This window comes from Oceanicaulis sp. (genome assembly GCF_965284345.1).
Taxonomy (GTDB): Bacteria; Pseudomonadota; Alphaproteobacteria; order Caulobacterales; family Maricaulaceae; genus Oceanicaulis; species Oceanicaulis alexandrii_A.
On record NZ_OZ260073.1, the window covers coordinates 739,333 to 763,506 of the forward strand.

The 24,174-nt window shown below is 62.3% G+C and carries 22 protein-coding genes and 1 tRNA gene; 2 read left to right on the forward strand and 21 right to left on the reverse strand.

The window, feature by feature from the left end; genetic code table 11:
* Window positions 1-3 precede the first annotated feature (3 nt).
* A complete protein-coding gene (locus tag ACQ66J_RS03725; RefSeq protein ID WP_430430539.1) occupies window positions 4-1,851 on the reverse strand; it encodes an ATP-binding protein in 1,848 nt (615 codons plus the stop codon).
* A gap of 127 nt (window positions 1,852-1,978) precedes the next feature.
* Between ACQ66J_RS03725 and ACQ66J_RS03730 the strand changes: the two genes are divergently transcribed.
* Window positions 1,979-2,548 carry a DUF3299 domain-containing protein gene (locus tag ACQ66J_RS03730; protein ID WP_430430540.1) on the forward strand — a complete coding sequence of 190 codons (570 nt, stop codon included), beginning with the start codon at window positions 1,979-1,981 and terminating at the stop codon, window positions 2,546-2,548.
* A 10-nt stretch (window positions 2,549-2,558) separates the two neighbouring features.
* Here the strand turns inward: ACQ66J_RS03730 and ACQ66J_RS03735 are convergent, their stop codons facing one another.
* The 8 genes from ACQ66J_RS03735 to ACQ66J_RS03770 form a co-directional block, all read right to left on the reverse strand.
* Window positions 2,559-3,227: a hypothetical protein gene (locus ACQ66J_RS03735; protein WP_375548413.1), complete on the reverse strand. Its 669-nt coding sequence runs from the start codon at window positions 3,225-3,227 to the stop codon at window positions 2,559-2,561.
* Window positions 3,228-3,253: 26 nt separating this feature from the next.
* Window positions 3,254-4,660, reverse strand: coding sequence for a peptidoglycan-binding protein (locus ACQ66J_RS03740; protein ID WP_430430541.1), 1,407 nt, complete (start codon window positions 4,658-4,660; stop codon window positions 3,254-3,256).
* Window positions 4,657-5,136: a hypothetical protein gene (locus ACQ66J_RS03745; RefSeq protein ID WP_430430542.1), complete on the reverse strand. Its 480-nt coding sequence runs from the start codon at window positions 5,134-5,136 to the stop codon at window positions 4,657-4,659. Before ACQ66J_RS03745 ends, ACQ66J_RS03740 begins: the two co-directional genes overlap by 4 nt.
* Before the next feature lie 109 nt (window positions 5,137-5,245).
* Window positions 5,246-8,530 (reverse strand): efflux RND transporter permease subunit, encoded by a 3,285-nt coding sequence (locus ACQ66J_RS03750; protein ID WP_430430543.1) that lies wholly within the window; start codon window positions 8,528-8,530, stop codon window positions 5,246-5,248.
* Window positions 8,527-9,525 carry an efflux RND transporter periplasmic adaptor subunit gene (locus ACQ66J_RS03755; protein ID WP_430430544.1) on the reverse strand — a complete coding sequence of 333 codons (999 nt, stop codon included), beginning with the start codon at window positions 9,523-9,525 and terminating at the stop codon, window positions 8,527-8,529. The genes ACQ66J_RS03750 and ACQ66J_RS03755 overlap by 4 nt, the downstream gene beginning before the upstream one ends.
* 144 nt (window positions 9,526-9,669) lie before the next feature.
* Window positions 9,670-10,047, reverse strand: a complete 378-nt coding sequence (locus tag ACQ66J_RS03760) for a hypothetical protein (RefSeq protein ID WP_430430545.1) — start codon at window positions 10,045-10,047, stop codon at window positions 9,670-9,672.
* 790 nt (window positions 10,048-10,837) lie between these two features.
* Complete coding sequence (locus tag ACQ66J_RS03765; RefSeq protein WP_430432223.1) at window positions 10,838-11,137, reverse strand: RHS repeat-associated core domain-containing protein; 300 nt, start codon at window positions 11,135-11,137, stop codon at window positions 10,838-10,840.
* 161 nt (window positions 11,138-11,298) lie between these two features.
* Window positions 11,299-11,445, reverse strand: coding sequence for a hypothetical protein (locus ACQ66J_RS03770; protein ID WP_430430546.1), 147 nt, complete (start codon window positions 11,443-11,445; stop codon window positions 11,299-11,301).
* A 191-nt stretch (window positions 11,446-11,636) separates the two neighbouring features.
* On the opposite strand from ACQ66J_RS03770, the gene ACQ66J_RS03775 reads away from it, so the two are divergent.
* A complete protein-coding gene (locus tag ACQ66J_RS03775; protein ID WP_430430547.1) occupies window positions 11,637-12,200 on the forward strand; it encodes an alpha-ketoglutarate-dependent dioxygenase AlkB in 564 nt (187 codons plus the stop codon).
* Between the two features lie 18 nt (window positions 12,201-12,218).
* Here the strand turns inward: ACQ66J_RS03775 and ACQ66J_RS03780 are convergent.
* The 12 genes from ACQ66J_RS03780 to ACQ66J_RS03835 all read right to left on the reverse strand — a co-directional run bounded on the left by ACQ66J_RS03780 (window position 12,219) and on the right by ACQ66J_RS03835 (window position 24,093).
* Window positions 12,219-12,295: transfer RNA gene (locus ACQ66J_RS03780), tRNA-Met, on the reverse strand.
* A 107-nt stretch (window positions 12,296-12,402) separates the two neighbouring features.
* A complete protein-coding gene (locus tag ACQ66J_RS03785; RefSeq protein ID WP_430430548.1) occupies window positions 12,403-14,442 on the reverse strand; it encodes a methyl-accepting chemotaxis protein in 2,040 nt (679 codons plus the stop codon).
* 84 nt (window positions 14,443-14,526) lie between these two features.
* Window positions 14,527-14,856 carry an energy transducer TonB gene (locus ACQ66J_RS03790; protein ID WP_286800664.1) on the reverse strand — a complete coding sequence of 110 codons (330 nt, stop codon included), beginning with the start codon at window positions 14,854-14,856 and terminating at the stop codon, window positions 14,527-14,529.
* Window positions 14,857-15,005: 149 nt separating this feature from the next.
* On the reverse strand, window positions 15,006-15,992 hold the full coding sequence (locus ACQ66J_RS03795; protein ID WP_430430549.1) for a cation diffusion facilitator family transporter: 987 nt from the start codon (window positions 15,990-15,992) through the stop codon (window positions 15,006-15,008).
* Window positions 15,993-16,047: 55 nt separating this feature from the next.
* Window positions 16,048-17,466: a dihydrolipoyl dehydrogenase gene (gene lpdA / locus ACQ66J_RS03800; protein ID WP_430430550.1), complete on the reverse strand. Its 1,419-nt coding sequence runs from the start codon at window positions 17,464-17,466 to the stop codon at window positions 16,048-16,050.
* 114 nt (window positions 17,467-17,580) lie between these two features.
* Entirely contained in the window at window positions 17,581-17,778 is a 198-nt protein-coding gene (locus ACQ66J_RS03805; RefSeq protein WP_375548405.1) for a hypothetical protein, read from the reverse strand.
* Between the two features lie 57 nt (window positions 17,779-17,835).
* Window positions 17,836-18,933, reverse strand: a complete 1,098-nt coding sequence (locus ACQ66J_RS03810) for a serine hydrolase domain-containing protein (RefSeq protein ID WP_430430551.1) — start codon at window positions 18,931-18,933, stop codon at window positions 17,836-17,838.
* Between the two features lie 68 nt (window positions 18,934-19,001).
* Window positions 19,002-19,625, reverse strand: coding sequence for a TetR/AcrR family transcriptional regulator (locus ACQ66J_RS03815; RefSeq protein WP_430430552.1), 624 nt, complete (start codon window positions 19,623-19,625; stop codon window positions 19,002-19,004).
* 25 nt (window positions 19,626-19,650) lie between these two features.
* Window positions 19,651-20,073, reverse strand: a complete 423-nt coding sequence (locus ACQ66J_RS03820) for a DUF4442 domain-containing protein (RefSeq protein WP_430430553.1) — start codon at window positions 20,071-20,073, stop codon at window positions 19,651-19,653.
* Window positions 20,074-20,485: 412 nt separating this feature from the next.
* Window positions 20,486-21,844 carry a dihydrolipoamide acetyltransferase family protein gene (locus ACQ66J_RS03825; RefSeq protein ID WP_430430554.1) on the reverse strand — a complete coding sequence of 453 codons (1,359 nt, stop codon included), beginning with the start codon at window positions 21,842-21,844 and terminating at the stop codon, window positions 20,486-20,488.
* Between the two features lie 2 nt (window positions 21,845-21,846).
* Window positions 21,847-22,860: an alpha-ketoacid dehydrogenase subunit beta gene (locus tag ACQ66J_RS03830; RefSeq protein WP_430430555.1), complete on the reverse strand. Its 1,014-nt coding sequence runs from the start codon at window positions 22,858-22,860 to the stop codon at window positions 21,847-21,849.
* A gap of 3 nt (window positions 22,861-22,863) precedes the next feature.
* Complete coding sequence (locus ACQ66J_RS03835) at window positions 22,864-24,093, reverse strand: thiamine pyrophosphate-dependent enzyme (protein ID WP_430430556.1); 1,230 nt, start codon at window positions 24,091-24,093, stop codon at window positions 22,864-22,866.
* Between the last annotated feature and the right edge of the window lie 81 nt (window positions 24,094-24,174).

Consider the following 24,174-nt stretch of genomic DNA (forward strand, 5'->3'; position numbering starts at 1 on the left):
CGGTCAGGCGATCCGGTACAGCTGGGCGTTGGCGATCGGATCATTGGCGAGGGCCTGCTTAAGCCCTTCCATCAAAACTTCCGCGCTGACCGGAGAGCGGATCAGCGTCTCCATGGCATTCACCCGCAGCGGCGTATCCAGGCCTTCCACAAGGCGCAATACCGGCGTCATAGCCGCGGTGGACGGCAAGGCGCGCACATCTGCGGCCGCGTCCTCGGGCTCTACATCACTGAGTTCATGTCCCAGAACGACCGCGTCGTAAGCCGAGGCCCCAAGCGCATCGACGAGCTCGGCGGAATTGCTGGAACAGGTCACCACGCAATTGAAAGATTTGAGATAGCCCAGCAGCACAGAGCGCAATGCCGGCTCGCTCTCACCCACCAGAATACGCAACCGGCGGCTGGACACCGACATTTGCTCGCCATCGGCGAACCGGTCCGCTTTGGCCGAATGGCGCAGCTTCACCTCAAACCAGAACACAGATCCGGTCTCACCCTCGACAGGAGCGTAACCGACATCGCCATGCATCATTTCAGCCAGCTTGCGCACCAGATGCAGGCCCAGCCCCGTGCCTGACTGCTTGATGTTTTCGTCGATCGTGTCGCGCCCCATGGCGTTGAACAACTGATCGCGTGAGCTCTCCGGCACGCCGGACCCTGTGTCGTGAACCTCGATGCGGAGCGAGGATGAGGCGTTCGACGTTTCATCCAAATGCAGGCGGATCGTGACGCCGCCGCTTTCAGTGAAGCGCAGCGCATTCCCGGTCAGGATCCGGCACATGTGCAGCAGGCGTCCGCCGTCAGCACGCAGGGTGCGCTCGGCATCGCCCGTCAGCTCGATTTGCAGATCCAGTTTCTTGGCGAGGGCATGGGGCGTGTGCTCGCGACGCAAGCGGTCCGCGAGATCGCTGGGTGTCAGATCCTCAACCACCAGCTCCATCCGGCCCGCATCAATTCGCGAGACTTCAAGCACCGTATTGATCAGGCTCTCCAGGGTCCCGCCGCTCTCCAGAAGCCGTGACACCATCAAGCTCTGCTCATCGGTCAGAGCCGTCTTGTCGAGCAATTGCGCCATGCCCAGCACACCGTTCAGCGGCGAGCGCAGCTCATGCCCCATATTGGCGAGCATGACAGCGCTTGCGCGCGCTGTCTCTTCCGCCTTGCGCGCCGCCTGGTCATTGTGCTCAGCGAGGCGCGCCAGAGCGGCGGCCTGTTCAAGGGTTTTCTTGTTGGCGCTCTCCAGCGCCACGGTGGCGGCGACCGATTCCTTCAAGGTCTCGGCATAGGTCTTGGCCAGCATGGTGATTCCGGACAGGAAACCGAGCAACATCATGGCGCCGAAGCCGCCAATCACCGGATCAACATGGATCAGTGACACCGCCCACAAGCCGAGCGCCGGACCGGCGTAAGACAGAATGACCCGCCGCTCGCCCGCCGAGGTCAGCACCGCGCCGGCGGCCATGCCGGCGATCACCAGGCCGACGATCTGCGCCACCAGAGCGGGAGCCGCATTGGACAAAATGAGCGGCGTCGCGCCCCAAGCCACCCCCACAAGGGCGGACAGGGCGATATACAGATACATTTCGGTGTCGTTGGGCGGGCGATCCGCCTTGCGTGCGCGCAACATGGCTGAGAAGCGCATCACCGGGCCGATGCAGAGCACGGCGAGCCAGGGCCAGAACAGGACCGGGGGCACATAAGGATGAATGATCGCGGTCAGCAGCAGCGCATTGACGATGTTCAGCGGCACGGCGCGGAGCGCGCCTTTGGACACCAGCTCATACTGCGCCTGTCTGGCGCGATGCGCAGTATCGTGTGTTTGAATGTCATCCGCCGGGTTAAACTGACCCATCAAGCCACCTCCAGGACCGCTTCTCACGGCTCTTCTGAAGGTTTATGACAGGAAGTTCTTAAAACTGCGTGCATTTCGCTCTGACAGTTCCTGAGACGCCCATGCCTTATACTGGAGCTTTGTTCTCATGTTGCGCATATCTGGTCTGAGCCTGCTCGCCCTGCTCGCACTGACAGCGTGTGGAGCCGAACCGACTCAGAGCAGCGAAAGCGTTTCCGGGCTGGTGGCGGTCGCCCCCGACGCTGAAGCCGAGCTGTTGGTCTGGCGCGACCTGCTGCCTGATTCAGATCTGGAAGTTCTCGAAGCGCTCACTGAAGGGCGCGCCGATCCATCCTTGATGAGTCAGCTGGGTGAGCAAAGCACGATCGAAGGCCAGATCGGCACCTTCAATATTGTCGAAGACCTCGATGGGCTGGTGGTGCGGATGCCGGGCTATATCCTGCCGCTCGATTTTGCGGAGAACGGATCGGCGCAGGAGTTTTTGCTGCTGCCCTATCATGGCGCCTGCGTCCACGTTCCGCCGCCGCCCCCCAACCAGATCGTCTATCTGCGCGCGCTGGAGCCCATCCGTTTTGACAGTCTGTGGGAGCCGGTCTGGGTGGAAGGCCGCATGGAAATCGAACGCGTGGACACAGATCTCGCCGCCACCGCCTATTCAATGGTGGTGCGTTCCGTCGAACCCTATCAGGTGCGCTAGGTCGCCAGGCTTAGTGCTGGCGGTCGCAGGCGTCCGTGGTGAACAGATCCGCAATCACGCCCTCGCAATCACGGTCCCGGCGCGGTCGCGCATGACGGCGGTCATAACGATCCCGTCCATGGGCGCGATGATGACGGGCCGGCGCCGCGATATCAGCACGGATTTCCGCCAGCGATAGCGACACGTCCGTGAAGCGATCCTGAGCCCGCTCCCACGAATTCAGCGACGCCACGCAATCGCGTTCCTCGTAATCGCGCTGATGCATGCAGGCGGAATAGGCGCGGCAAGAGCCCGCTGCGAACCGATAGGCGGCGTCCAGGTCCAGCTCGAAAGCCCGCAGCATTTCCGTACGCTCGGTTTGCGGCCCTGAGGGCGGCTGGTCCACACGAAGCGTGCCTTCGCGGTCCTCCCAGCGCTCGTTCACATCCCCGCCCGAGGCATAGCCGGTGATCAGAAGCGCACGCGCGGACTCAATGCGCTCATCACGTTGAGCCCGCAAGGAGTCCACTTCGCAGACCTGCAAGGCGGTATCGAGCGCGATGGCGTCCGCCGTCGCTTCTACGGGCGCGCTAGCGGGCGGATAGTACGGGTCTATCGGCGGAATATAATCGGGCTCGGTCTTGCAGCCTGCGAGCGCGGCGGCGCTGATCAGCACGCTGAGTAAGATTGAATTGCGCATCAGTCCTGTCCTCTTGATCTCGCCGGTCATCGGCTCGCGTTGGCGTCCAGGCATCCGGCATGAGCCGGCGGGACGCGGGCGCGCATGGCGTTGCGCAGTATCTCCATCGCCCGGGCTCCCCGGCCCGGCTCGGAGGCGGCTTCTTCTTCGATCTCTTCGCGAATCCGGGCCCATCTCACATGCGCGTTGGGCGCGCTCGTCAGTTCGGGCGTCGAACGGAAGCGCCGCGCCAGGCCATGGCCCAGCTCGGCTGCATCACGCAGATACGCGTCAGCGCGTTCGGGGTTTTCCACGATGGCGCACAAACGATACGAGCCGAACACCGCGCCCGTGCCGTAAATGACCGCCAGATTGAAATTGGCGTCAGGGTCGCCGCGCACAGCCGCCATCTCCAGCCATTCCAGCGCCAGGTCCGTGTTCTGAACGACGCCGAGTCCGACGGCGTGCATGATCCCCAGCACGTTCTGAACGCTGGGGTCGCGCGCGGTCTGGGCGGCGTGACACATCAGCTGGGCGGTCTGGCGCGGCGTCAGCGACGCGGTTTCGTCATAGCCAAGTTCGCGCTGGAAGGCGCGCACGGCCCGGCGGGTCTCAGCCCCATAGGTTCCGTCGATTGAGCCGTTGTAATACCCCAACGCGGACAAGGCCGCCTGCCGCAGATTGAGCCCGATCACGTCCGCCAGACGGCTTTCAGGATCGCGAGCGATACGCGCCAGGCTGTCTTGGGTCACCGGGCAATCCACCAGATGCGCCTGAAGCCGGCGCTGCGCCAGGATCGAGGATTGCGCCCCGAAAGGTCGCCCCCAGGCGACCGACCGGTTCCAGAAGCGCATGGCCGCTTCACGCGATTCAGGCATGAGCGGACGTCCGCCCGCCTGTTCACATCCAAAGTCGATGAGGGAGGAAAAACTGTCGCCGCAATCAAGCTCCAGCGTGGTCAGCTCCGCATCACCGCGCAACAACCAATATCGCGCCGCCTCGCTGTAAACGCGCGCCGCGATGGGCCGAGGCACGCATTCCGCGGCGCCGTCCACGCACACCAAGGTCGCGTTCGTCTCGCCGGTTTCCGGATCCGTCGCCTCAAGATGAAACGACCAGGGTTCGGACGGAAACGCATCGCGCTGGCGCGGAAACCAGCTGCGGTTCGGATTCAGCCAGCTGCTCGGTCCTTGATAGGTCGGCGGCTGATAGCCCGGCGCACGACCGCCGCGCGGCGTCCAGCGCCCTTGCTGACGAGAGGCTTCCGACAGGGTGCGCGGTTGCCAATCATCATCACTGGGGGAGCGCGTCACCCGGATGTCTTCGTCCTCGGGTTCGGACTGAAAGTTGAAGATCGACTGCCGCGCCGCACTGTCAGAGGCGAAAAAAGCCGCCGTCCCGCCCGCCAGCGCCAACGCCAAAGCCAGGGTCACAAGAATGGAGAACCGGTTCATGAGCCCTCGCCCCAGCCGCTCTGGGACGCGCCGAACGGACGTTCTTGTGATTGCGGGGCATAGGCGGGATCTGCATCCGCACCATTTTGATAATAATCATACCGGGGCGGTTCACAGACCGGCACGCCGCAAATGTCAGACGCGTCCACGCAGACCCGGGCATCGCGTCCGGTGAGGGTGTTTTGCGCCAGACGCCCGTCGAAATAGCGCCGACGATAGGCGTCACGCTCCAGCTCGCGCACATAGCTTTGATAGCCGTACCGCGAGAGCTGAACGCTCATCACGCCCGAAAAACACCGGCAATTATTGTCGCCATAGGTGTCGATGCAGGCCGCATAAATGGGCTCGTTGTCATCGTCGCCGCGCATGATGTCACTCATGCGCCAGCCGCCGAAAACAAGCAATCCGATCAAGATCAGGCCCGCCAGGGCCCAGACCCATCCCAGTCCGTATGAGAATTGATCTCGTTCGTGCATGTGCGCCTGTCCCGCCTCGTCCAAGCGTTTACCCCCTGTTAAGGTTAACGTACGCTTAGGACGCTTGCCCGGCAACCAGAACGGATCAAGTTTCGGTGAGTTCCCCTTTTTATTCTTCGCCGTGCGCTTTTCCCACATCACTGAGATAGGGCGTGTCGGGATCCTTGAAGACCACATAGACCGCCGGAATGACCAGCAGGGTCAGAAGGGTCGAGGACAACAGGCCGAACAGCAGAGAAATCGCCAGACCCTGGAAGATCGGGTCAAACAAGATCACCGAGGCGCCCAGCATCGCCGCCAGCGCGGTCAGAAGAATCGGTTTGAAGCGAATCGCCCCCGCTCTCAGCACGGTCTCGCGCAAGGTTTCATCCGGCTGGGCTTCATGGCGGATGAAATCCACCAGCAAAATTGAGTTGCGCACGATGATGCCCGCCAGCGCGATAAACCCGATCATCGATGTGGCCGAGAACGGCGCCCCGAACAGGGCGTGCCCGATCAGGATGCCGATCAGGGTCAGCGGCACCGGAGTCAGGATCACCAGCGGCGCCCGGAACGACCCGAACTGGGCCACCACCAGCACGTAAATCCCCGCCAGCGCCACCATGAAGGCCGCGCCCATATCGCGGAAGGTCACATAGGTGATCTCCCACTCGCCATCCCACAACAAGGTGGGCGCGTCGTCGCTGAGCGGTTGCCCGAACAGGCGAATGTCCGGGCGCGGCAGTCCCTCAGGCCAGGTCTCGCTCTCAATCTGCTCGGCGACCGCGCCCATGCCATAGATCGGTGCTTCAAAACGGCCCGCCAGCTCGCCCATCACCATGTCGGCGAAGCGGCCGTCCCGGCGATAGATCACCGGCGATCCCTCCACTTCGCGCACGCTGACCACATCGCCCAGCTCGACCACGGTGCGGTCGCCCGGCAAGAGGTTGGCGGGGACAGGCGTGGAGAGCAGGCGCTCGGCCCAGATCCGCTCTGAGCGGGGCAGATCAATCGTGATCGCCAGCGGATTGCGGCCATCGCCCTGTTGGGCGTAACCCACCGCGCGGCCATCCAGAAGGATGCGCAGGGTGTCGAACACATCGCCCTGCTCCACCCCGTAAAATTCGAGATTGTCCTGATCGAGCACGATCTGGAGCCGGGGGCGCGGCTGACCAAAGCTGTCATCCACATCGACGATGAAATCGACCTCTTCAAAGATGCGGCGCACTTCAGACGCCACGGCGCGGCGCGTCTCGCCGTCGGGGCCGTAAATCTCGGCCAGCAAGGTCGCGAGCACCGGCGGCCCCGGCGGGGTTTCCGCCAGTTTGATCACCGTGCCCTCGGGCATGGCGATGTCGCTCAACAGCTCGCGCGCCTCCAGCGCAATATCATGGCTCTGGCGGGTGCGGTGATGGCGTGACGCCAGATTGACCTGCAGATCGCCCTGCTCGGGATTGCTGCGGAAGAAGTAGTGGCGCACGAGACCGTTGAAGTTGAACGGCGCAGACGCGCCGGCATAAGCCTGGATGGAGATCACTTCCTCGACGCCCGACAAAACGTCCGCCGCTTCAAACAAAACCCGTTCGGTGTCTTCCAGGCTCGCGCCCTCGGGCAGATCCACGATCACCTGAAACTCAGATTTATTGTCGAAGGGCAAGAGCTTGACCGTGACGATCCCCAGCGGGATCGCCAGCATGACGACGAGCGTCAGACCCCCGGCGCTGATCAGGAACGCCCAGGCGCGCGCGCGGCTTTTCACCACCCAGCCCGCAATCGCGCGATAGCCGCGGCCCAGCCGGGTTTCAGAATCTTCCACGTCATGACCATGCTCGCCGGCATTGCTGGCGATCTTCACCATCAGCCAGGGCGTGATGATCATCGCCACGAAGAACGAGAAGATCATCGCCGCAGACGCGTTGATCGGGATCGGCGCCATATAGGGCCCCATCAGCCCGGACACGAAGAGCATGGGCAGGAGCGCCGCCACCACGGTCAGGGTCGCAACGATGGTGGGATTGCCCACTTCGGCGACGGCCTCGACCGCGGCCTTGATCGGCGGACGGCCATCCTTCATCGCCCAATGCCGCGCGATATTCTCGATCACCACAATGGCGTCATCCACCAGAATGCCGATGGAGAAGATCAGCGCGAACAGGCTGACCCGGTTGATGGTGAAGCCCAATGTATTGGACGCGAACAGGGTGAGGAGAATGGTGGTGGGAATGACCACCAGCACCACGATGGATTCCCGCCAGCCCACCATCAGCGCGATCAGCACCACGATGGAAATGGTCGCAAGGCCCAGATGGAAGAACAGCTCATTGGCTTTTTCCGCCGCCGTCTCCCCGTAATTGCGGGTCACCTCGACGCGCACCCCGTCCGGGATCAGCGTGCCGCGCAGCGTCTCGACGGTCTCCAGCACCTGCTCGGCCACCACCACGGCGTTCGCGCCGGGGCGTTTGGCCAGCGCCAAAGTCACCGCCGGGCTGCGCACCCAATCGCCTGTCGCGCCATGACCCGCCTCGGCCTGGGCGCCTTCAGCATGGGCGTCGCCTTCGCGTGAGAGGGACCAGACGCGGTGATCAGAGGGCTCGGCCCCGATCACCACATCCGCCACATCGCGGACATAGACGGGGCGTCCGTCACGCGTTGTCAGCAATAAAAGCCCGATAGAGGCCGGATCGCGCAGGGTTTCCCCCACCAGCGTTTGCGCGACAGCGCCGTTCTGAAACACGGGACGCACCGGAAAGGCGGAATTGGCCGCCGTGATCTTGCCCGCCAGCTGCTGCAAGGTGACGCCATAGAGCGCCAGACGCTCAGGATCAGGCTCGATGCGCACCTGATGGGCGCGACCGCCTACGATGAAACTCAAGCCCGAACCGTCCACCGAGGTCAGCCGCGATTGCAACTCTTCGGCCAGCGTCAGCAACGACGCATCCGTCAAGCGTTCGCCAAGCCCCGGTTCCGGGCTGAGCGTCAGGGTCAGGATCGGCACGTCATTGATGCCGCGCGCGATGATCAAAGGTTCGGGCACGCCCAGGGGCAGCTGGTCGTAATGGCCGCGGATTTCCTCATGCACGCGCAGAACGGCCAGGTCTTCCGCCACGCCGACCTTGAAGCGGGCGGTGACCAGCACCTGGTCATCCATGGTGTTGGAATAGGTGTGCTCGACCTCGGCGATGCCCGAAATGATCGCTTCAAGCGGTTCGGTGATCAGCTCGACGGAGTCCGCCGCCGCCAGACCGTCCGCGCGCACCATGATGTCGATCATGGGCACGGAGATTTGCGGCTCTTCCTCACGCGGGATGGTCAAAAGCGCGATCAGCCCCAGGCCGAGCGCCGCCAGCAAAAACAGCGGGGTGAGCGGCGAGCGGATAAAGCCGTTCGCCAGATGTCCAGACAGGCCCAGCTTCATGGCTGCACCAGCAGGTCGCCGGGCTGCAGGCCGGACAGGATCTCAACGCGGGCTTCGCCGTCCGGCCCGTCTCGCCGGCCGCCGCGCTGCACCACCACGTCACGGGGGTGGCCGCTCTCATCGAGCACGCTGACATAATCCAGCCCATAGAGCGTCTCGATCAGATCAGTCGGAATGACGATACCGCGGCGCGTATCAGTGTTCACAAGCACGCGCACACGCTCGCCCACAAAGAAATCGCCCAGCCCCTCAACGACAGCGTCTGCCGTCACGCGGCCCGCCTCGATACGCGGATAGACCTGACGAATCGTGCCGGTCGCGGCCAGGCCGTCTTCGGTCAACGCCCCGCCGGCGAGCTGGACCGGATCGCCTTCCCGCACGAAGCGGGCATGGCGTTCGGGCAAAGAGAGCCGCAACACGTAAAGATCGGTGGCGATCTCGGCGATCTGCTCGCCCGGCATCACCACGCTGCCCGCCGTCACCGGTACGGACAAGACGACGCCCGTCGCGGGCGCCAGCACATCGCCTTCGCGTGAGCGCTGGACGGTCACTGCGCGTTGCTGGCGCGCGGAGCTGACCTGATTTTCAAACACTTCGACCTGGGTGCGCGCCGCTTCCAGCCGCGCTTCGGCCACAAGGCCGCGCTCATACAGGCGCTGATCGCGCGCCAGATCGGCCCGCGCCTGTTCCAGCTGGGCGGAGACCGCCGCCAGTTGCGCATTCAAAGATCCGATCTGCGGGGCGAGCTGGGAGTCCACGACGACAGCCAGCACCTCGCCGGCCTCAACCCGGTCGCCCTCGTCGATCCGCAATTCGCCGATGGTGCCCGACAGACGCGCGCGCGCCATGGTGACGTCCACGCTCTGCACCGTGGCGAAGACCGCCTTCTGGTCAGTGATCTCGGTCTCGGACACCTCAAAGGGCGCATCTTGCGCCCAGCCTGCAGCCGGGGTCAGACCCAGCGCAAGACATCCCAAAGCCAGCCAGCGGATCATGCAGTCTCTCCCTGTGCGCGAGCGCGGGAGGCCTCCCGCCGCGCTTAACACTTATCAAAATAGATAAGTGTGAGGGACTTGTCACCGCCCCGCGCTGCTCTGCCGCACCTGGGGGTGGGTGGGGGTGAGCGAGACGCCGGTGACCTAGGTGTACGGGTTCAGCCCGTTGCTGGCGTAATTATCATTCGCCGAGAAAGCCGGACGCCAGACCAGATCCTCGCCCGCCAGCGTGCTGGTGAGGGTTTCAGACAAGATCTGACCCACGCCGTTACTGATGAAGTCAGAGGCGATCTCCGCCCCCGCGCCATTACACGCCGAGGCCGCCGCGGCGGTGAGATTGTTGTCATGACAGCGGATATCCCCGCGCGCGGAATAGTCAAACAGCGCGGTCGAACCATTGGCGTAGCTGACGCTCTGCCGGCGTGACTGGGCGTCATAGGCGATATTGGCCAGACGCCGGCCCGCGGAGGCGCAGGGATCGGCAAAGCTCGCTGCGCCCAAACGCTCACTTAAGCCACTCAAGTAATTTTAGTTATGAAATGAAGTGAATTTTTCTACTCGACTCCCATATAATTCACTATTGTGATATCAGTCTTATTAAAATAAATAATTAATAATTTAGGGTTAATATTAGCATTCAAATATTAAGTAAAAATATCTATTTTGAACTATTTTTAAATATGCGAACAGAAATCTCTACAAATAATATTATAATTGCTGATATCATAAAAGTTCCCAAAAATACTGAAGAAAGAAAGCGGGCTGCCCAGATTGATGTTAGATTTACCTCTTCCCAGCCACCTGCAAAGTTGGGCAGAATAATTATTATTGATGAAAACACCAACGTTATAATGAAAGCAAACTTTATCGATGCAATCAAAGTTTTTCAATAAAGTTCAGCACTTTAGCCATCGCAACCCCCTCCTGATCGAGCAAACACCCACCGCTTCAAGACTGATCGATATATCGGTATTCAAGCGTTTATGAACACCTACAGAACCACCATCAATTGACCCACTTTCATCAAGCGACACGCTACCGCTAACGGCAAGGCCACCGAGAGCTTCCGCACCTTGGGACAAAGGCCCTCTCACAAAGTCTCTCATCGCCCCCCGGGGCAGGGCACGTGCAACATTCGTCGTCAGCCAACGCGAACCTTTTTTTCCAATATTGGTCGCGGCCTCGATGTCATATTGAGGGCTCCCTGCAAGATCTGAGACAGATCCAGAATTAAAACCCAAATCAAGACCAACTGATGCCCCAGGCAGACCAGGGATGGGGCTCCCATTTGAATGATCACCTAAATCGGAGTTTAGTCCGTCGCTGCGAATGTTCCCGTCAGCCCCACATCCCACTCGCCACCAGAAAACCCAGGATATGAAATTGCAATGCCAGCAGATATCCCTCCGCCTCCAACAGTGAAATCTTCATTAGTGAACGGATCTATTACTGCTGTAAGGGACCTGCCCAGCTTACCTTGGCCAGATATTCTTAAGTGTAGAGTGTCCATCCCCGTCGGATCGGTCGCGTTCACCGGATCATTGCCCACATAGACGTAGAGATTCATCTGGTCGGCATAGCCGATGGGGTCGGTGGAGAGGAACCTTCCCAGCTCCGGATCGTAATAGCGGGCCTTGTAGTAATAGAGCCCGGTTTCGTTCGATCATCCCTCGAACCAGTGGCGGGATGATCTCACCCAGCTTTTGCCCGGTGAAGCGGCCCGACCGCGGACGCGATCAGACCTGAAATAGCGAAGCCGCCATCGCCCTCGCCTCACTGGCCGAACGGGGAATAGGTGTGGGCATCCACCAGCGCGCCCGTGCCGTCGGTAATGACGATCGTGGAGCCCAGGCGATTGGGATGCGCCCAGCGCTCGCGATCGTTCGAGGGCAGGCTGTGATCGTGAATAGCCCTCATCATCTCGGCGCGTTCGATTTGCCCGAAGCCGCCAGATGGGCGAGCTGTGAAGTTTTGGAGGTTCTGCCGTTCTACCGCTCTGCGTGGAGCGACTATGGTCACGTCAACACAAATGATGCCCAACAGAGCGCACTGCGCCAGTACAGATCATGCAGCACTTGGGTCTTCCGCCCCGCTACGCGATAGTGATCACGATGAATATGCGACTCCCACCCGGCGCTCGCCTTGTCGATGGCTTTGTCGGCTTGGGCGACGCCCAGCATTTGCTGGCGGCCATTGATGCAGAGCCGTGGCGTTCTGACTTAAAGCGCCGAGTCCAACATTATGGATGGGTTTACGACTACCGCGCTCGGGCCGTGTCGCCGGACATGGATTTGGGGCCGCTTCCACATTGGTTGGCCGAAATCGCGAACCGTGTCGGTCAAGATGGCGGGTTCGGCGCCACGCCTGACCAGGTCATCGTAAATGAATACTGCCCCGGCCAGGGGATATCAGCTCACGTGGACTGCGAGCCTTGTTTCGGTCCGGTCATCGCCTCACTCAGTCTTAATGGATCAGCGGAAATGACCCTTAGGAAGCGCTCAACTGGCGAACGTCATTGCGTCATCCTTGAGCCGGCACACCTCCTGATCCTGTCGGGTGAAGCGCGCTATCACTGGACGCATGAAATTCCAGCGCGCAAGTCCGATGTAATCAAAGGCGTGCGCAAAGCCAGAACCCGCCGAGTGTCGCTGACCTTCCGGACAGTGACCCTTTAGGCGCGTGGATTAAGGAAGTGGTGGCGGGGGGGAGACTTGAACTCCCGACCTCACGATTATGAGTCGTGCGCTCTAACCAGCTGAGCTACCCAGCCAAACCGTGTGTCCGCAGCAGGGTGGGCTGCGAACCGGAGGGAGGCGTATAGCCGCGCGCGGGCCGCCTTGCAAGGGGCCCGCGCTGATGCGGCGTCACATAAATCAGTTAGGCCGCGCGGACCGAGGCCAGGAACTCGCCGACGGCTTTGCGCAGGCCGGTGGATTCTTCGGTCAGGGCGTGGCTGGCGGCGTTCACCTGAGCGGCGCACTGGCCGGTTTCAGAGGCGGCGGCGTCCACATGGCCGATGGATTCAGACACTTCGCGCGTGCCCGACGCCGCTTCGTGGGCGGCGCGGGTGATTTCAGACGCTGCGGCGCGCTGTTCTTCCATGGCCGCGGCGATGGCGGCGGAGATATTGTTCATCTCAGAGATGACTTCACCGATATTCTCGATCGAGCCCACGGTCTTGCCGGTGGCGTTCTGAATGCCCGAGATCTGATCGGAGATCGACGAGGTCGCCTTGGCGGTCTGCTCGGCCAGAGTTTTGACCTCGCTGGCCACAACCGCAAAGCCCTTGCCGGCTTCGCCCGCACGGGCCGCCTCAATGGTGGCGTTCAGGGCCAAGAGGTTCGTCTGTTCGGCGATGTCGTTGATCAGGTTGACGATGTCACCGATGCGAGCGGCGGCCTCATCCAGCTGAGCCACATCCGTATTGGTCGCCTGCACGCGGTCAGCGGCGTCCTGGGCGATCTCGGTGGAGCGCGAGATTTGCTGGGCGATTTCCGCGATGGAGCCGGTCATCTCTTCAGCGGCGGCGGCCACGGTGTCCACGTTCTCAGCGGCGCGGCTGCCCGACGAGTTCACGCGCGCCGTAGTTTCGCCCGCACTGCGCGAGGAATGATCAAGCGCGGTGGCAGCGCTTTCCATCTCTTCTGCGGCGGTGCCGACAGCGTCGAGTGCGCGGCGGGAGACATCGTCGAACTGGGCCACAAGTTCTTCGATTTTCTTGGCGCGGGCTTCGCGGGCGATCCGCTCGGCTTCGCTTTCCTGCTCCAGGCGCTGACGCTCGACGGCATTCTGGCGGAAGACCGCGACGGCCTTGGCCATCTGGCCGATCTCGTCTTGTGAGTCGTCCTTGATCTCATTGCCCAGGTCGCCTTTGGCGAGGGTGGCCATGGCGCGGGCGATGCGGGTCAGACGATCGAGCAGATTGCGCGAGACATAGAAGTAACCCACGGCCCCGCCGACCGCGACGGAGAGGATGGCGAACACCCACATCAGCGCTGAACCGAAGGCCATGGCGTTCAGACCGGCATTGCTGGCGGCGTCTTGCTCATTGAGCGCGCCTTCGCGGGTCGCGGTCACCAGCTCGGCCAGAGCCGCGTCCATGATGCGGGCGTCCTCAACGAGCATTTCAGTCTCGTCGATCATCTCAAGCTCGGTCTCGCGCAGGCTGAACATGCCTTGCGGGCCTTCTGCGTAGGCCAGGAGCGTATCGACGGCGCTGCGCAGCTCAGCCGTCGCCACATCGCCAAGGATGGCCATGTTGATGCTGAGATCGTCTGCGGCGATGTAAAAATCGTCTTGAATATTGCTGACTTCACTGGCGCTGCTCGCCGTGCTCAGCTCGGCGAAGCGCGCGGCCGCCAGATTGACCGACATGGACGAGCGCAAAAGGGTCTCGATCACCCCTTCGTCACTGGTTTCATCCAGCGCGCTTTCGAGCATCTCAGACACGGCCGCGCGTTGACGCAGCACGTCGCGCATGGCGCGTTCGCGCGCCGCGATGGATTCCAGTTTGGCGCTCACCGGGCCGGAGGCGGCCTCAACCGAGGCTTTCACGCTATTGAGCGCTTCGCTCAAGGCATTGGCGTTCTCTGTGCTGAGCCCCGCCTGGCGCAGAGCGTCGATCGCGGCGCTCGCTTCTTGTGTCAGCGCATCCAGCCGCGAGGCGGACACTTGTTGGTCGATGGTGTCGCGCGAGCGTGAGAACGCCGCCAACTCGCCCGTCAGCGCACCAGAGGCCGCTTCCAGCCGCTGGGCGGCGGCGGCGCGAGGCGCAGATTCTTCAACAATGGCGTCAAGCGCATTCTTGGAGCTGGAGAATGCAAACAAGCCCGCGGCGCTGGTCGCCAGAGTAATAACAATCACTGCAGCAAAAGCAGCCAGCAGGCGTGTCTGGACGGAATGGATCGAGATCGCCATCTATCAGCCCCAATTAAGGTTAACCCGGTAACGCGCAAAAAAGCGGCGCAGCCAAAGATTGACTGCGCCGCCTTTACAAATGGTTTAGTCGCCGAAGTTGAAGTCGAAACGGCGCTCGACACCTTCAGCGCCCGGGCCGGTGGCGTACTGCCAGCCTTCAAGAGCGCGCATCACGGAGCGTTCGAACACGCCCGCAGGGCTCGCTTCGACCACTTCCACATCAGCCACGGCGCCATCCGCGGAGACGTTGTAGCGCACGACCACATGGCCTTCGATCTCACGGCGCTGAGCGGCGCGCGGAAACTCGGGCGCTTCGGCCTGAACCAGTTCCGGCTCCTGGAACGCATAAGCGGGAGCTGCGCCCAGACCAGCGATCAGAGACACAGCAGCGAAAACACCAGCAAACTTTTTCATAGTCACACCCAAACCTTGCAAAGGGGTCCTCGTTTTGAGGCCCGTTGACTTCCCAAAACGTCGTCGCCTGAGCGTGTCGCCCGCTCTTTTGACAATCGACAGGCATGGTTTGTGACAGAAAGGGCTGAATCTTCGTTTAAGGGGTATGACTAACAATCGGTAAAATTGCGCGCCTCGGGCGTCTGGTCCGCACAAGCCCCCGTCTCAACTTCAATCGTGGCATGGGTCAGTTTGTACTGTTCCGCCAGGCGGGCCTTAAGTCGACGCACGATCTGGGCGACATCTGCATCCGTCTCAACTCGCGCGTGAAGTGTGGCCATGGGCCGGTCTGGCGTCAGCGACCAGACATGAACATGATGGATATCGAGCACGCCCGGCGTCGACGCCACCAGGTCAGCCCGTAGCGCTTCAGGGTCGATATGATCCGGCGCGGCTTCCAGAAGAACCCGACCGGCATCGCGGACCAGGCGCCAGGCGGAGACGCCGATCAGCCCCGCAATCAAGAGCGACAACAGCGGATCAATGGGCGTCCAGCCGGTCCACCAGATCACGCCGGCTGCGATGATCGCTGCGACCGACCCCAAAAGATCGCCCATCACATGGGCCAGTGCGCCGCGTATATTGAGATTACTGGTATCTGCGCCATGCAGGACCGCAAAGGCGGCGATATTGATCAGCAGCCCCAGCACCGCGATCACCGCCATGCCGGTCGCCTCGATCTCGTTGGGCTCAAACAGGCGCATCACCGCTTCGCACGCGATCCAGACCACCAGGATCGAAAGCGTCACCCCGTTGGCGAACGCCGCCAGGATCTGGATCCGATCATAGCCATAGGAGCGCTTTGACGTGGCCGGCCGTCGCGACAGGCGGAACGCGCCCCAGGCCAGCAGCAGCGCCGCAAAGTCCGTCAGCATGTGCGCCGCGTCGGCCAGCAAGGCCAGAGACCCGGTCAGAAGGCCGCCGATGACCTCGGCCAGCATGAAGCTCCCGGTCAGCGCGGCGGCGATCAGCGTCCGCGTCTCGTTACGGCTATCCACGGGATGCGCGTGAGAATGTCCGTGCCCATGGCCATGATGATGGTGGCCGTCATGGTCATGAGGGTGAGGCGCGTTGGAGGTCGTATGTTCGTCGGTCATCATCCTCCCCTACCCGCTTTGGCGGGCGGGGAAAAGCGATGACATAACGTTTCTTCTAGGCCGAGATGTGGATGGGGTGACCCAGCGCGGTCAGCACCCCTTCGGCGAACCCTTCGGTCAGGGTCGGGTGCACGTGAATGGTGCCCGCCACGTCCTCCAGCGTCGCGCCCATTTCCAGCGCCAGGGCGAACTCGCCCGACAACTCAGAGACATGCTTGCCGACGGCGTGAATGCCCAGGATCACATGATCGCTCTCGCGCGCAGTGACGCGCACGAAGCCGCCATCGGCGCCGCCTTCCATGGTCAACGCCCGGCCCGAGGCCGCCAGCGGGAATTTGCCGGTGATCACCGCCTCGCCCTTGGCTTTCGCCTCGTCAGGCGTCAGACCGACGCCGACCAATTCCGGCTCGGTGAAGCAGACCGCAGCGACCGACACAGGGTCATAGGCGCGCTTGTGGCCGGCGATGATCTCGGCGACCAGCTCGCCCTGCTTGGTGGCCTTGTGCGCCAGCAGCGGCTCACCCACCAGATCGCCAATGGCGTAGACGCCGCGCATGGCGGTGCGGCACTGAGCGTCGACCTTCACGAACGGGCCGTCCATGTCGACGCCCATGTTTTCAAGGCCCCAGCCTTCGGTCACCGGCTTGCGGCCCACCGCGACGAGGATTTTGTCCGCCTCGATGCGCTGGGTCTCGCCCTTGGCGTCCTCGAACTCCAGGAAGGTCTGACCGCCCTCCTCGACCGCGCCCTTGGCCTTGCAGCCGGTATGCAGCGCGACCTTGTTCTTTTTCAGCCACATCTGGACCGGGCGGATCATCTCCTTGTCATAGCTGGGCAGAATGGTGTCCGCGGCTTCTACCACCGCCACCTCTGAGCCCATCTTACGGAAGGCGATGCCGAGCTCGAGGCCGATATAGCCCCCGCCCACGACCACCAGCTTTTCCGGCCGTTCGGTCAGCTCCAGCGCTTCGGTCGAGCCGATGACGTTTCCGCCGAATGTCATGAAGGGGAGCTCGGTCTCTTTGGAGCCCGTGGCGAGGATGACGTTCTCCGCCGTGATCTCGATGGTTTCACCGTCTTCCATCTCAACGAGACAGGTCTTGGCGTTCTGAAACGTCGCCCAGCCGGAAATCGCTTCGACCTTGGCCGCTTTGATCAGCTGGCCGACGCCTTTGGTGAGCTTTGAGACGATGCCGTCCTTCCACGCCGTCACGCCCGCCATGTCCAGGGTCGGCTCAGAGACTTTCAGCCCCATCTCGTCTTTCTCGGCGTGATGGACCATCTCCTCATACTTGGAGGCGGCGTGGATGAAGGCTTTGGAGGGGATGCAGCCCCGGTTCAGGCAGGTGCCGCCCAGGCCGTGCTTGTCCACGATGATGGTGTCGAGGCCCAGCTGGCCCGCACGAATGGCGGCGGGATAACCGCCCGGACCGCCGCCGACGACGAGAACCTGACATGTTTTCGACTGGGCCATGCGCAAAACTCCTGCTGGGTCCGGTTTGGATTTGCGTGAGGTTTAGACGCTTGGCGCGCAACAAAAAAGGGGCAGGCTGAAACCCGCCCTTTTCGTCAAAAAGGTCCGGACAGATTAGTCCTTCTGGACATTGACCGAGGTCGTGTCCGCCCAGGGTTTGATTAGCCCCGCACCACTGGCGACGGAAATTCCGAAAACGATCAGATCAACGATCACCACCCAGCTTGTGGGAATGCCCAGCTGGATCATCGCCCAGGTCAAACCTGCAATGGCGAGCAAAGCGCCCACCAGAAATATGCCAAAAGCTTTCATCTCATCATCCCCAATCGCTTGAGGAATGAACGCGAAGACGGGCTCGACCGTTCCCGATCAGGGCGCCGCCTCGCCGACGCCATAGGCGGAGAAGAAGGCCTGCACCAGATCAGAGCGTTCAACTTCCGACCGGTCCGCGCGGTTGCCCCACCACAGGCTTTCGGTGTTGGCGAAGGCGATCAAGGTCAAACCCCGGTCCGGCAGTTTCAGATAGATCGCGGAATACGCCTCTGGCTGCCAGCCCGAATGAAACACCAGACGCTCGCCGCCATACGCCTGCAAGAACCAGCCATGGGCGTATTCGGATGCTGTGCCGTCGGCATTGTTGGGCGGCGTCCACAGCGCTTCGCGCTGCTCGGGCGTCAGAAGCGCGCCGTCATCCAGCGCCCGGTCAAAGCGCGCCAGATCGAGCGGCGTCATATACAGACCCGCCGCACCGCGAAAATCGTCATCGGGAAAGGGCTGTTTCACCAGGCGTTCGCCGTCAAACAGGAAGGGCGGCGCCAGATGACGGAGCACATGATAGTTCTGGGTATCGCGCCAGCCCGCCATGGTGTCGGTCATCTCAAGCGGGTCGAGCACATAGGCGCGCACCAGGGACCTGAAATCCCGATCATGGACCTCGTCCACGAAGCGGCCCAATCGCGCGAAGACAAGCGCGTTATAATAGAAGTCGGCGCCCGGTTCGCCATTGACCTGCATGTTCACGACCTGACGCAAGGTCTGCCCCTGACAGCTGAAGTCCGGGAACATCACCCCGCCCACATCGCCGCCCGCCAGCGGAATATCGGAGTCGGGAAACCATTCACACAGGCCGCGCCAGTCCTCTGCGTCCGACATGGGACGGTCAAGATCGATCTCTCCAGCCTGATCGGCGAGAAACAGCGTGGTTCCGCTCACGGTTTTCGTTACGGACGCGACGAAATAGGCTGTGTCGGCGTCGGTCGTGACTTCGCCCTCGTCATCGGACCAGCCCAGATAGGCTTCGACCTCGGGCTCTCCGTCTCGCAAGACCAAGACAGACAGGCTGGGGATCTGATGGGCGCGCCTATAGTCAGCCAGTCCGCTTTCAAAGGTCTCGGCGGGCGTCTGGGCGCTGGCCAGCGCTCCGGTCAGAAGCGCCAAACCGGCGGCGAATGCGGCGTGTTTTATCATCCCAATCCTCATTAGAGGAAAAAGCCTATCAGATGAGCCCGCTTTTTGGATGAAATCGGCGTAAGGCGTTACCGTGCGACGGGCTGCGCCTTGATCCGCATGAGCTGGCCCTCCAGAACCCCTGCGACCTGATCGGATACAAAGGCGCGCAAACCCTCAGGGCTGCGCGGCATCAGCGAGGCGCTTGCCGCCAGCGTTACTAGTCCATAGGCCGCCGCCAGCGCCGCGAAGGCGAGATCGCGCGCATCCGTCTCCCGCTCGCCCAGCGCCACGCCCAGCGCTTGTCGCGACCAGATCATCAGCTGATCAAGCTCCGCCTTCACCGCCGCGCCCAGCGCCGCATGGGCGTCCATCGCCTGACGCGACCGGCTCAGCATCAACCCATGCAGATGCGGACGGTCGAGCGCGAAATGGACATACGCCTCAAAGGCGGTCTGAAGCGGGGCATCAGACCCGGCGCATCGCTCTGACTGATCGCTGAGAAGCTGGCGATACCCCTCGGCGGCGACTTCCGCCAACACCGCGTCGCGGTCAGGGTAATGGCGGTAGAGCGCGCGGTGATCGACGCCCACCGCCTTCGCCAAAGCCCGCATGGTCAGAGCGTCCGGCCCATCCGCTTCGATGAGCGCGAGCGCAGCGCTCACCGCCGTCTCGCGCACCTCGCCATGATGGTATTTGCGCGCGCCCGCCATCAGCCCGTCTTCTTGACGTGCCAGTTCACCACCATTCGGCGACGGTCACATCCTCGGCGTCGGTGATGGCGACGTTGATGTCGAACACCACCTTGCCGACTTCCTCCAATTGCTTGCGGATCGCTTCGGCGTCCGAATTGGCGACCGCTGTGGCCGTGAGATCGGTCTTGCCGGTTTTGAGGTATTTGATGCTGGCGTCCGCCGCCACGGGCCGCGCCGCCATCAGCTGATCACCCAGCACGCCGCCCAAAGCCGCGCCAGAGGCCGCCTCGCCCAGGGTGAACATGGCGCCGGCATGCAGGGTCTGGATATGGTTCTCCACCTCAGGCCGTTTTGCGAGACGCGCCACGCCGCGCTCGGGCGAGACCTCAACCAGCTCGACGCCCGTCACCGTGGCGAACGGCACCGACTTGTCCATATGATCGCGGATCATTTCGTAAATCGACATCAAACCCTCCTAATGTCACCACTGGTGACATTAGGAGGGTGGAGGGCGGACGGCAAGGGGAAGTTCAAGGTGTTGCGGGAGGACTTCCCCTCTCCCCCTTGGACAAGGTGGAGAGGTTGGGTGAGGGGGTGCGCTTCAGCGCGCAATGCGCTTGCAAGATCAGGCGCTGATCACCCCTCACCTGTCCTCTCCCCTCAAAAAGGGGAGAGGGACGCTCGCCTATGTCGAGGCTATTGCTGCAGCTACCCTGCTCCATGGGTCCCCGGGTCAAGCCCGAGGACCGAGATGAAAGAGCTTAAGCCTCTCGGCCTTCGGACTTGATCCGGAGGCCCATGCGACCTCTCAAAGTCACCGGCAAACAAAAAGCCCGGCGCTTGCGCCGGGCTTTGAGTGTGTTTGACGGGGCTAAGCCCTAATCCATGAACAGCGTGGCGGGGTTTTCGAGATACGCCTTCATCTCCTGCACCAGAAGGGCGGCTTCATAGCCGTCGACGATGCGGTGATCGAAGCTTGAGGACAGGTTCATGATCTTGCGAGGCACCACACGGCCTTCCGCGTCATAGCGCGGCAGGGTCTGCATCTTGTTCACGCCGATAATGGCGGTCTCGGGATGGTTGATCACCGGGGTGGTGACAATGCCGCCAATGGCGCCCAGAGAGGTGATGGTGATGGTGGAGCCCGTCAGCTCGTCCTTGGTCGCCTTGCCAGCCTTGGCGGCGTCGCCCAGGCGCTTCACCTCGGCGGCGACTTCCCAGATATCCAGGCTCTCGGCGTGCTTGACCACCGGCACCATCAACCCGTTGGGCGTGGCGGCGGCGATGCCGCAATGGATGCCGTCATGCTGGGTCAGCAGCGAGCCATCGGTGTCGAAATGGGCGTTCGCCTGCGGGAATTTCGGCAAGGATCTGGTCAGCGCCATCACCAGGAAGGGGATGATCGTCAGCTTGGTCTGATCGTCTGACTTTTTCGCATTCATGTGCGCGCGCAGATCTTCGAGCGCGGTCAGGTCGATCTCGTCCACATAGGTGATATGCGGAATGGTGCGCTTGGCGTGCGCCATGTTCTCGGCGATCTTGCGGCGCAGGCCGATGACCTTGATGTCTTCCTTGCCGGTGCGCCGCGCTTTCGACGCGCCGACCCGTTCCGCCCTGGAGACGAAGCGGCCTCCGGCGGCGATGAAATCATCAAGATCGGTATGGGTGATGCGGCAAGCCGGACCGGTGCCCAGCACATCGGCGAGATCAATATCAGCCTCCAGCGCGCGCTGACGCACCGCCGGGCTGGCCAGAGGACGGTCGCCAGACGGACGGCTCGCCACCTGTCCTCCCCCGCGAGCGGGGGAGGTGGGCCCGGAGGGCTCGGAGGGGGTGGATGGCTTGGGTTCAGGCTTGGCTTCGGCTTGCGGGGCGGGTTTGGCCTCGCCCCCTCCGTCAGCTTCGCTGACACCTCCCCCGCTCGCGGGGGAGGATGCAGGGTTCGCCCCTTTGGTCTCAGGCTCAGCCGCGGCGTCGATATCGTCTGGGACTTCGCCGTCCACATCGATGATGAGGATTTCAGTGCCGACCGGGATCACTTCACCGGGCTCGCCGACAATGGATTTGACGACGCCGTTCACCGCGCAGGGAATCTCGACGGTCGCCTTGTCGGTCATCACATCCAGGATGTGCTGGTCCTCGGTGACTTTATCGCCAGCCTTGATGTGCCATTCGACGATTTCCGCCTCGACGACGCCTTCGCCCACATCGGGGAGCTTGTACTTGTATTCGCTCATGCTCAGGCCTCCGTCACGGTCTTCATCGCGCGCGCAAAGCGGTCGCGCGTGGGGAAGTACGCCCATTCATGGGCGTGCGGATAAGGAATGTCCCAGCCGGTCAGACGGAAGATCGGCGCTTCCAGCGCATAGAAGCATTCTTCCTGGATCTGGGCGGCCAGCTCTGCGGCGAAACCGGATGTCCGCGGCGCTTCCTGCGCGACGACGACCCGTCCGGTCTTGTTCACCGATTTGGCGATGGTCTCGATATCATAAGGCACGAGCGTCTTGAGATCGATGATCTCTGCATCAATGCCCGCCGCTTCTGCTGCGGCCTGCGCCACATGCACCAGAGTGCCATAGGCGATGACGGTGCAGGCTTCGCCTTCACGCACCACTTCGGCCTTGCCCAGCTCGACAGTGTAATGGCCTTCAGGCACCTCGCCCTTGGCGTGCTTGGCCCAGGATTTCAGCGGGGTGTCCGGCACGCCGTCAAACGGGCCGTTATAAATCCGCTTGGGCTCAAAGAAGATCACCGGATCGCCGCTTTCCAGCGCCGCGATCAGCAGCCCCTTGGCGTCATAGGGATTGGACGGCACCACGACCTGAAGCCCCGGAACATGGGTGAAGAACGCTTCCGGGCTCATCGAGTGAGTCTGGCCGCCGCGAATGCCGCCGCCCCACGGGCTGCGCACCACGCAGCCGGAGGTGAACTGGCCCGCCGAGCGATAGCGGATACGGCTCATCTCGGAGATGATCTGGTCGATCGCCGGGAAGATGTAGTCGGCGAACTGGATCTCGGCGATGGGCTTGAGGCCCTTGGCCGCCATGCCGACCGCCATGCCGGCGATGGCCGCCTCGTTGATCGGGGTGTCAAACACCCGGTCGAGACCGTACTTGTCTTGCAGCTTGTCAGTGGCTTTGAAGACGCCGCCGAAATAGCCCGCATCCTCGCCAAAAACCACGACGTCCGGATCACGCTCCAAGAGCACGTCCATGGCGGAGTTCAGCGCCTGAATGATGTTCATCGCTGGCATGGATTAAACTCCCAGATCCTGGCGCTGACGGCGCAGGCGCCAGTCGGGCTTGGCGTAGACGTCTTCGAAAATGCTTTCGGTGGGCGAAAGCGGGCCTTCATGCAGCGTGCCGTGGCTTTCCGCTTCCTTGTAGGATTTCACCACCAGCGCGGTCATCTGCTCTTCGAGCTTGGCCTGACGGGTCTCGTCCCACTCGCCCCGGCCGATCAGATGCTGTTTCAGGCGCTCGATGGGATCGCCCAGCGGCCAGCGGTCAAACTCGGTTTTGGGACGGTATTTCGTCGGGTCGTCCGAGGTGGAGTGCGCGTCCGCGCGGTAAGTGAACAGCTCCAGCACCGTCGCGCCCTTGCCCTGACGCGCCCGCTCGGCGGCCCATTGGGTGGCGGCGTAGACCGCCAGGAAGTCATTGCCGTCCGCCCGGATCGAGGCGAGCCCGTAACCCAAGCCCTTCGCCGCAAAAGTCGGCGCATCACCGCGGGCGATATTCTGGTTGGACGAGATGGCCCACTGGTTATTGACGACATTGAAGATGACCGGCGCGCGATAGGTGGACGCCAGGGTCAGACCGGCGTGGAAATCGCCTTCCGCCGTGGTGCCGTCACCGATCCAGCTCGCTGCAATCTGGTCTTCGCCCTTATAGGCGCAGGCCATGGCGTATCCGGCGGCTTGCGGGAACTGGGTGCCCAGATTGCCTGAGATGGTGAAGAAGCTGCCCTCAGCCCAGGTGTAGTGCACCGGCAGCTGGCGGCCCTTGAGATTGTCGCGGCTGTTGGAGATGCAATGACACATCATGTCGACAATATTGCGGCCGCGCGCGAACAGAATGCCCTGCTGGCGATAGCTGGGGAACACCATGTCGGTGGGCTTCAGAGCCATGGCCGCCGCGACGGCGACCGCCTCTTCGCCCGTGGACTTCATGTAGAAGCTCATCTTGCCCTGACGCTGCAGCTTGAGCATGCGTTCGTCATAGATCCGGGTGAGCACCATATGGCTCAGCCCTTCGCGCAGCACTTCCGGGCTCAGCTCCGGGTTCCACGCGCCAACGGCCTGATGGTTATGATCCAGCACGCCCACAAGCCCTGTGGCCAGGTCTTGGGTCTCTTGCCAGGACGCGGCGGGATCAGGGCGTGGCGCCTCGCCCGCTTTCTGAAGATCGAGGTGAGCGAAGTCGGGTTCGTCTCCCGGCCGATATGGCGGGGTGGGAACGTGGAAACGAGTCTGTCCGTTCGACATGCTTTGTCCGTACGTTTCTTCAAGCCATACAAGGCTTTTCAGGCCGCGAGGTAGCGTTCAGAATCGGATTTGGCAAGCGAA

Bases quoted from the DNA above. Each gene is read 5' to 3' on its own strand.
- ACQ66J_RS03795 (WP_430430549.1), bottom strand. From the start codon at position 15,992: ATGACCGACGAACATACGACCTCCAACGCGCCTCACCCTCATGACCAT.
- ACQ66J_RS03750 (WP_430430543.1), bottom strand. From the start codon at position 8,530: ATGAAGCTGGGCCTGTCTGGACATCTGGCGAACGGCTTTATCCGCTCG.
- ACQ66J_RS03820 (WP_430430553.1), bottom strand. From the start codon at position 20,073: ATGTCGATTTACGAAATGATCCGCGATCATATGGACAAGTCGGTGCCG.
- ACQ66J_RS03835 (WP_430430556.1), bottom strand. From the start codon at position 24,093: ATGTCGAACGGACAGACTCGTTTCCACGTTCCCACCCCGCCATATCGG.
- ACQ66J_RS03735 (WP_375548413.1), bottom strand. From the start codon at position 3,227: ATGCGCAATTCAATCTTACTCAGCGTGCTGATCAGCGCCGCCGCGCTC.
- ACQ66J_RS03745 (WP_430430542.1), bottom strand. From the start codon at position 5,136: ATGCACGAACGAGATCAATTCTCATACGGACTGGGATGGGTCTGGGCC.
- ACQ66J_RS03825 (WP_430430554.1), bottom strand. From the start codon at position 21,844: ATGAGCGAATACAAGTACAAGCTCCCCGATGTGGGCGAAGGCGTCGTC.
- ACQ66J_RS03785 (WP_430430548.1), bottom strand. From the start codon at position 14,442: ATGGCGATCTCGATCCATTCCGTCCAGACACGCCTGCTGGCTGCTTTT.
- ACQ66J_RS03775 (WP_430430547.1), top strand. From the start codon at position 11,637: ATGAATATGCGACTCCCACCCGGCGCTCGCCTTGTCGATGGCTTTGTC.
- ACQ66J_RS03790 (WP_286800664.1), bottom strand. From the start codon at position 14,856: ATGAAAAAGTTTGCTGGTGTTTTCGCTGCTGTGTCTCTGATCGCTGGT.
- ACQ66J_RS03730 (WP_430430540.1), top strand. From the start codon at position 1,979: ATGTTGCGCATATCTGGTCTGAGCCTGCTCGCCCTGCTCGCACTGACA.
- ACQ66J_RS03770 (WP_430430546.1), bottom strand. From the start codon at position 11,445: ATGATGAGGGCTATTCACGATCACAGCCTGCCCTCGAACGATCGCGAG.
- ACQ66J_RS03830 (WP_430430555.1), bottom strand. From the start codon at position 22,860: ATGCCAGCGATGAACATCATTCAGGCGCTGAACTCCGCCATGGACGTG.
- ACQ66J_RS03810 (WP_430430551.1), bottom strand. From the start codon at position 18,933: ATGATAAAACACGCCGCATTCGCCGCCGGTTTGGCGCTTCTGACCGGA.
- ACQ66J_RS03755 (WP_430430544.1), bottom strand. From the start codon at position 9,525: ATGATCCGCTGGCTGGCTTTGGGATGTCTTGCGCTGGGTCTGACCCCG.
- ACQ66J_RS03725 (WP_430430539.1), bottom strand. From the start codon at position 1,851: ATGGGTCAGTTTAACCCGGCGGATGACATTCAAACACACGATACTGCG.
- ACQ66J_RS03805 (WP_375548405.1), bottom strand. From the start codon at position 17,778: ATGAAAGCTTTTGGCATATTTCTGGTGGGCGCTTTGCTCGCCATTGCA.
- lpdA (WP_430430550.1), bottom strand. From the start codon at position 17,466: ATGGCCCAGTCGAAAACATGTCAGGTTCTCGTCGTCGGCGGCGGTCCG.
- ACQ66J_RS03740 (WP_430430541.1), bottom strand. From the start codon at position 4,660: ATGAACCGGTTCTCCATTCTTGTGACCCTGGCTTTGGCGTTGGCGCTG.
- ACQ66J_RS03815 (WP_430430552.1), bottom strand. From the start codon at position 19,625: ATGGCGGGCGCGCGCAAATACCATCATGGCGAGGTGCGCGAGACGGCG.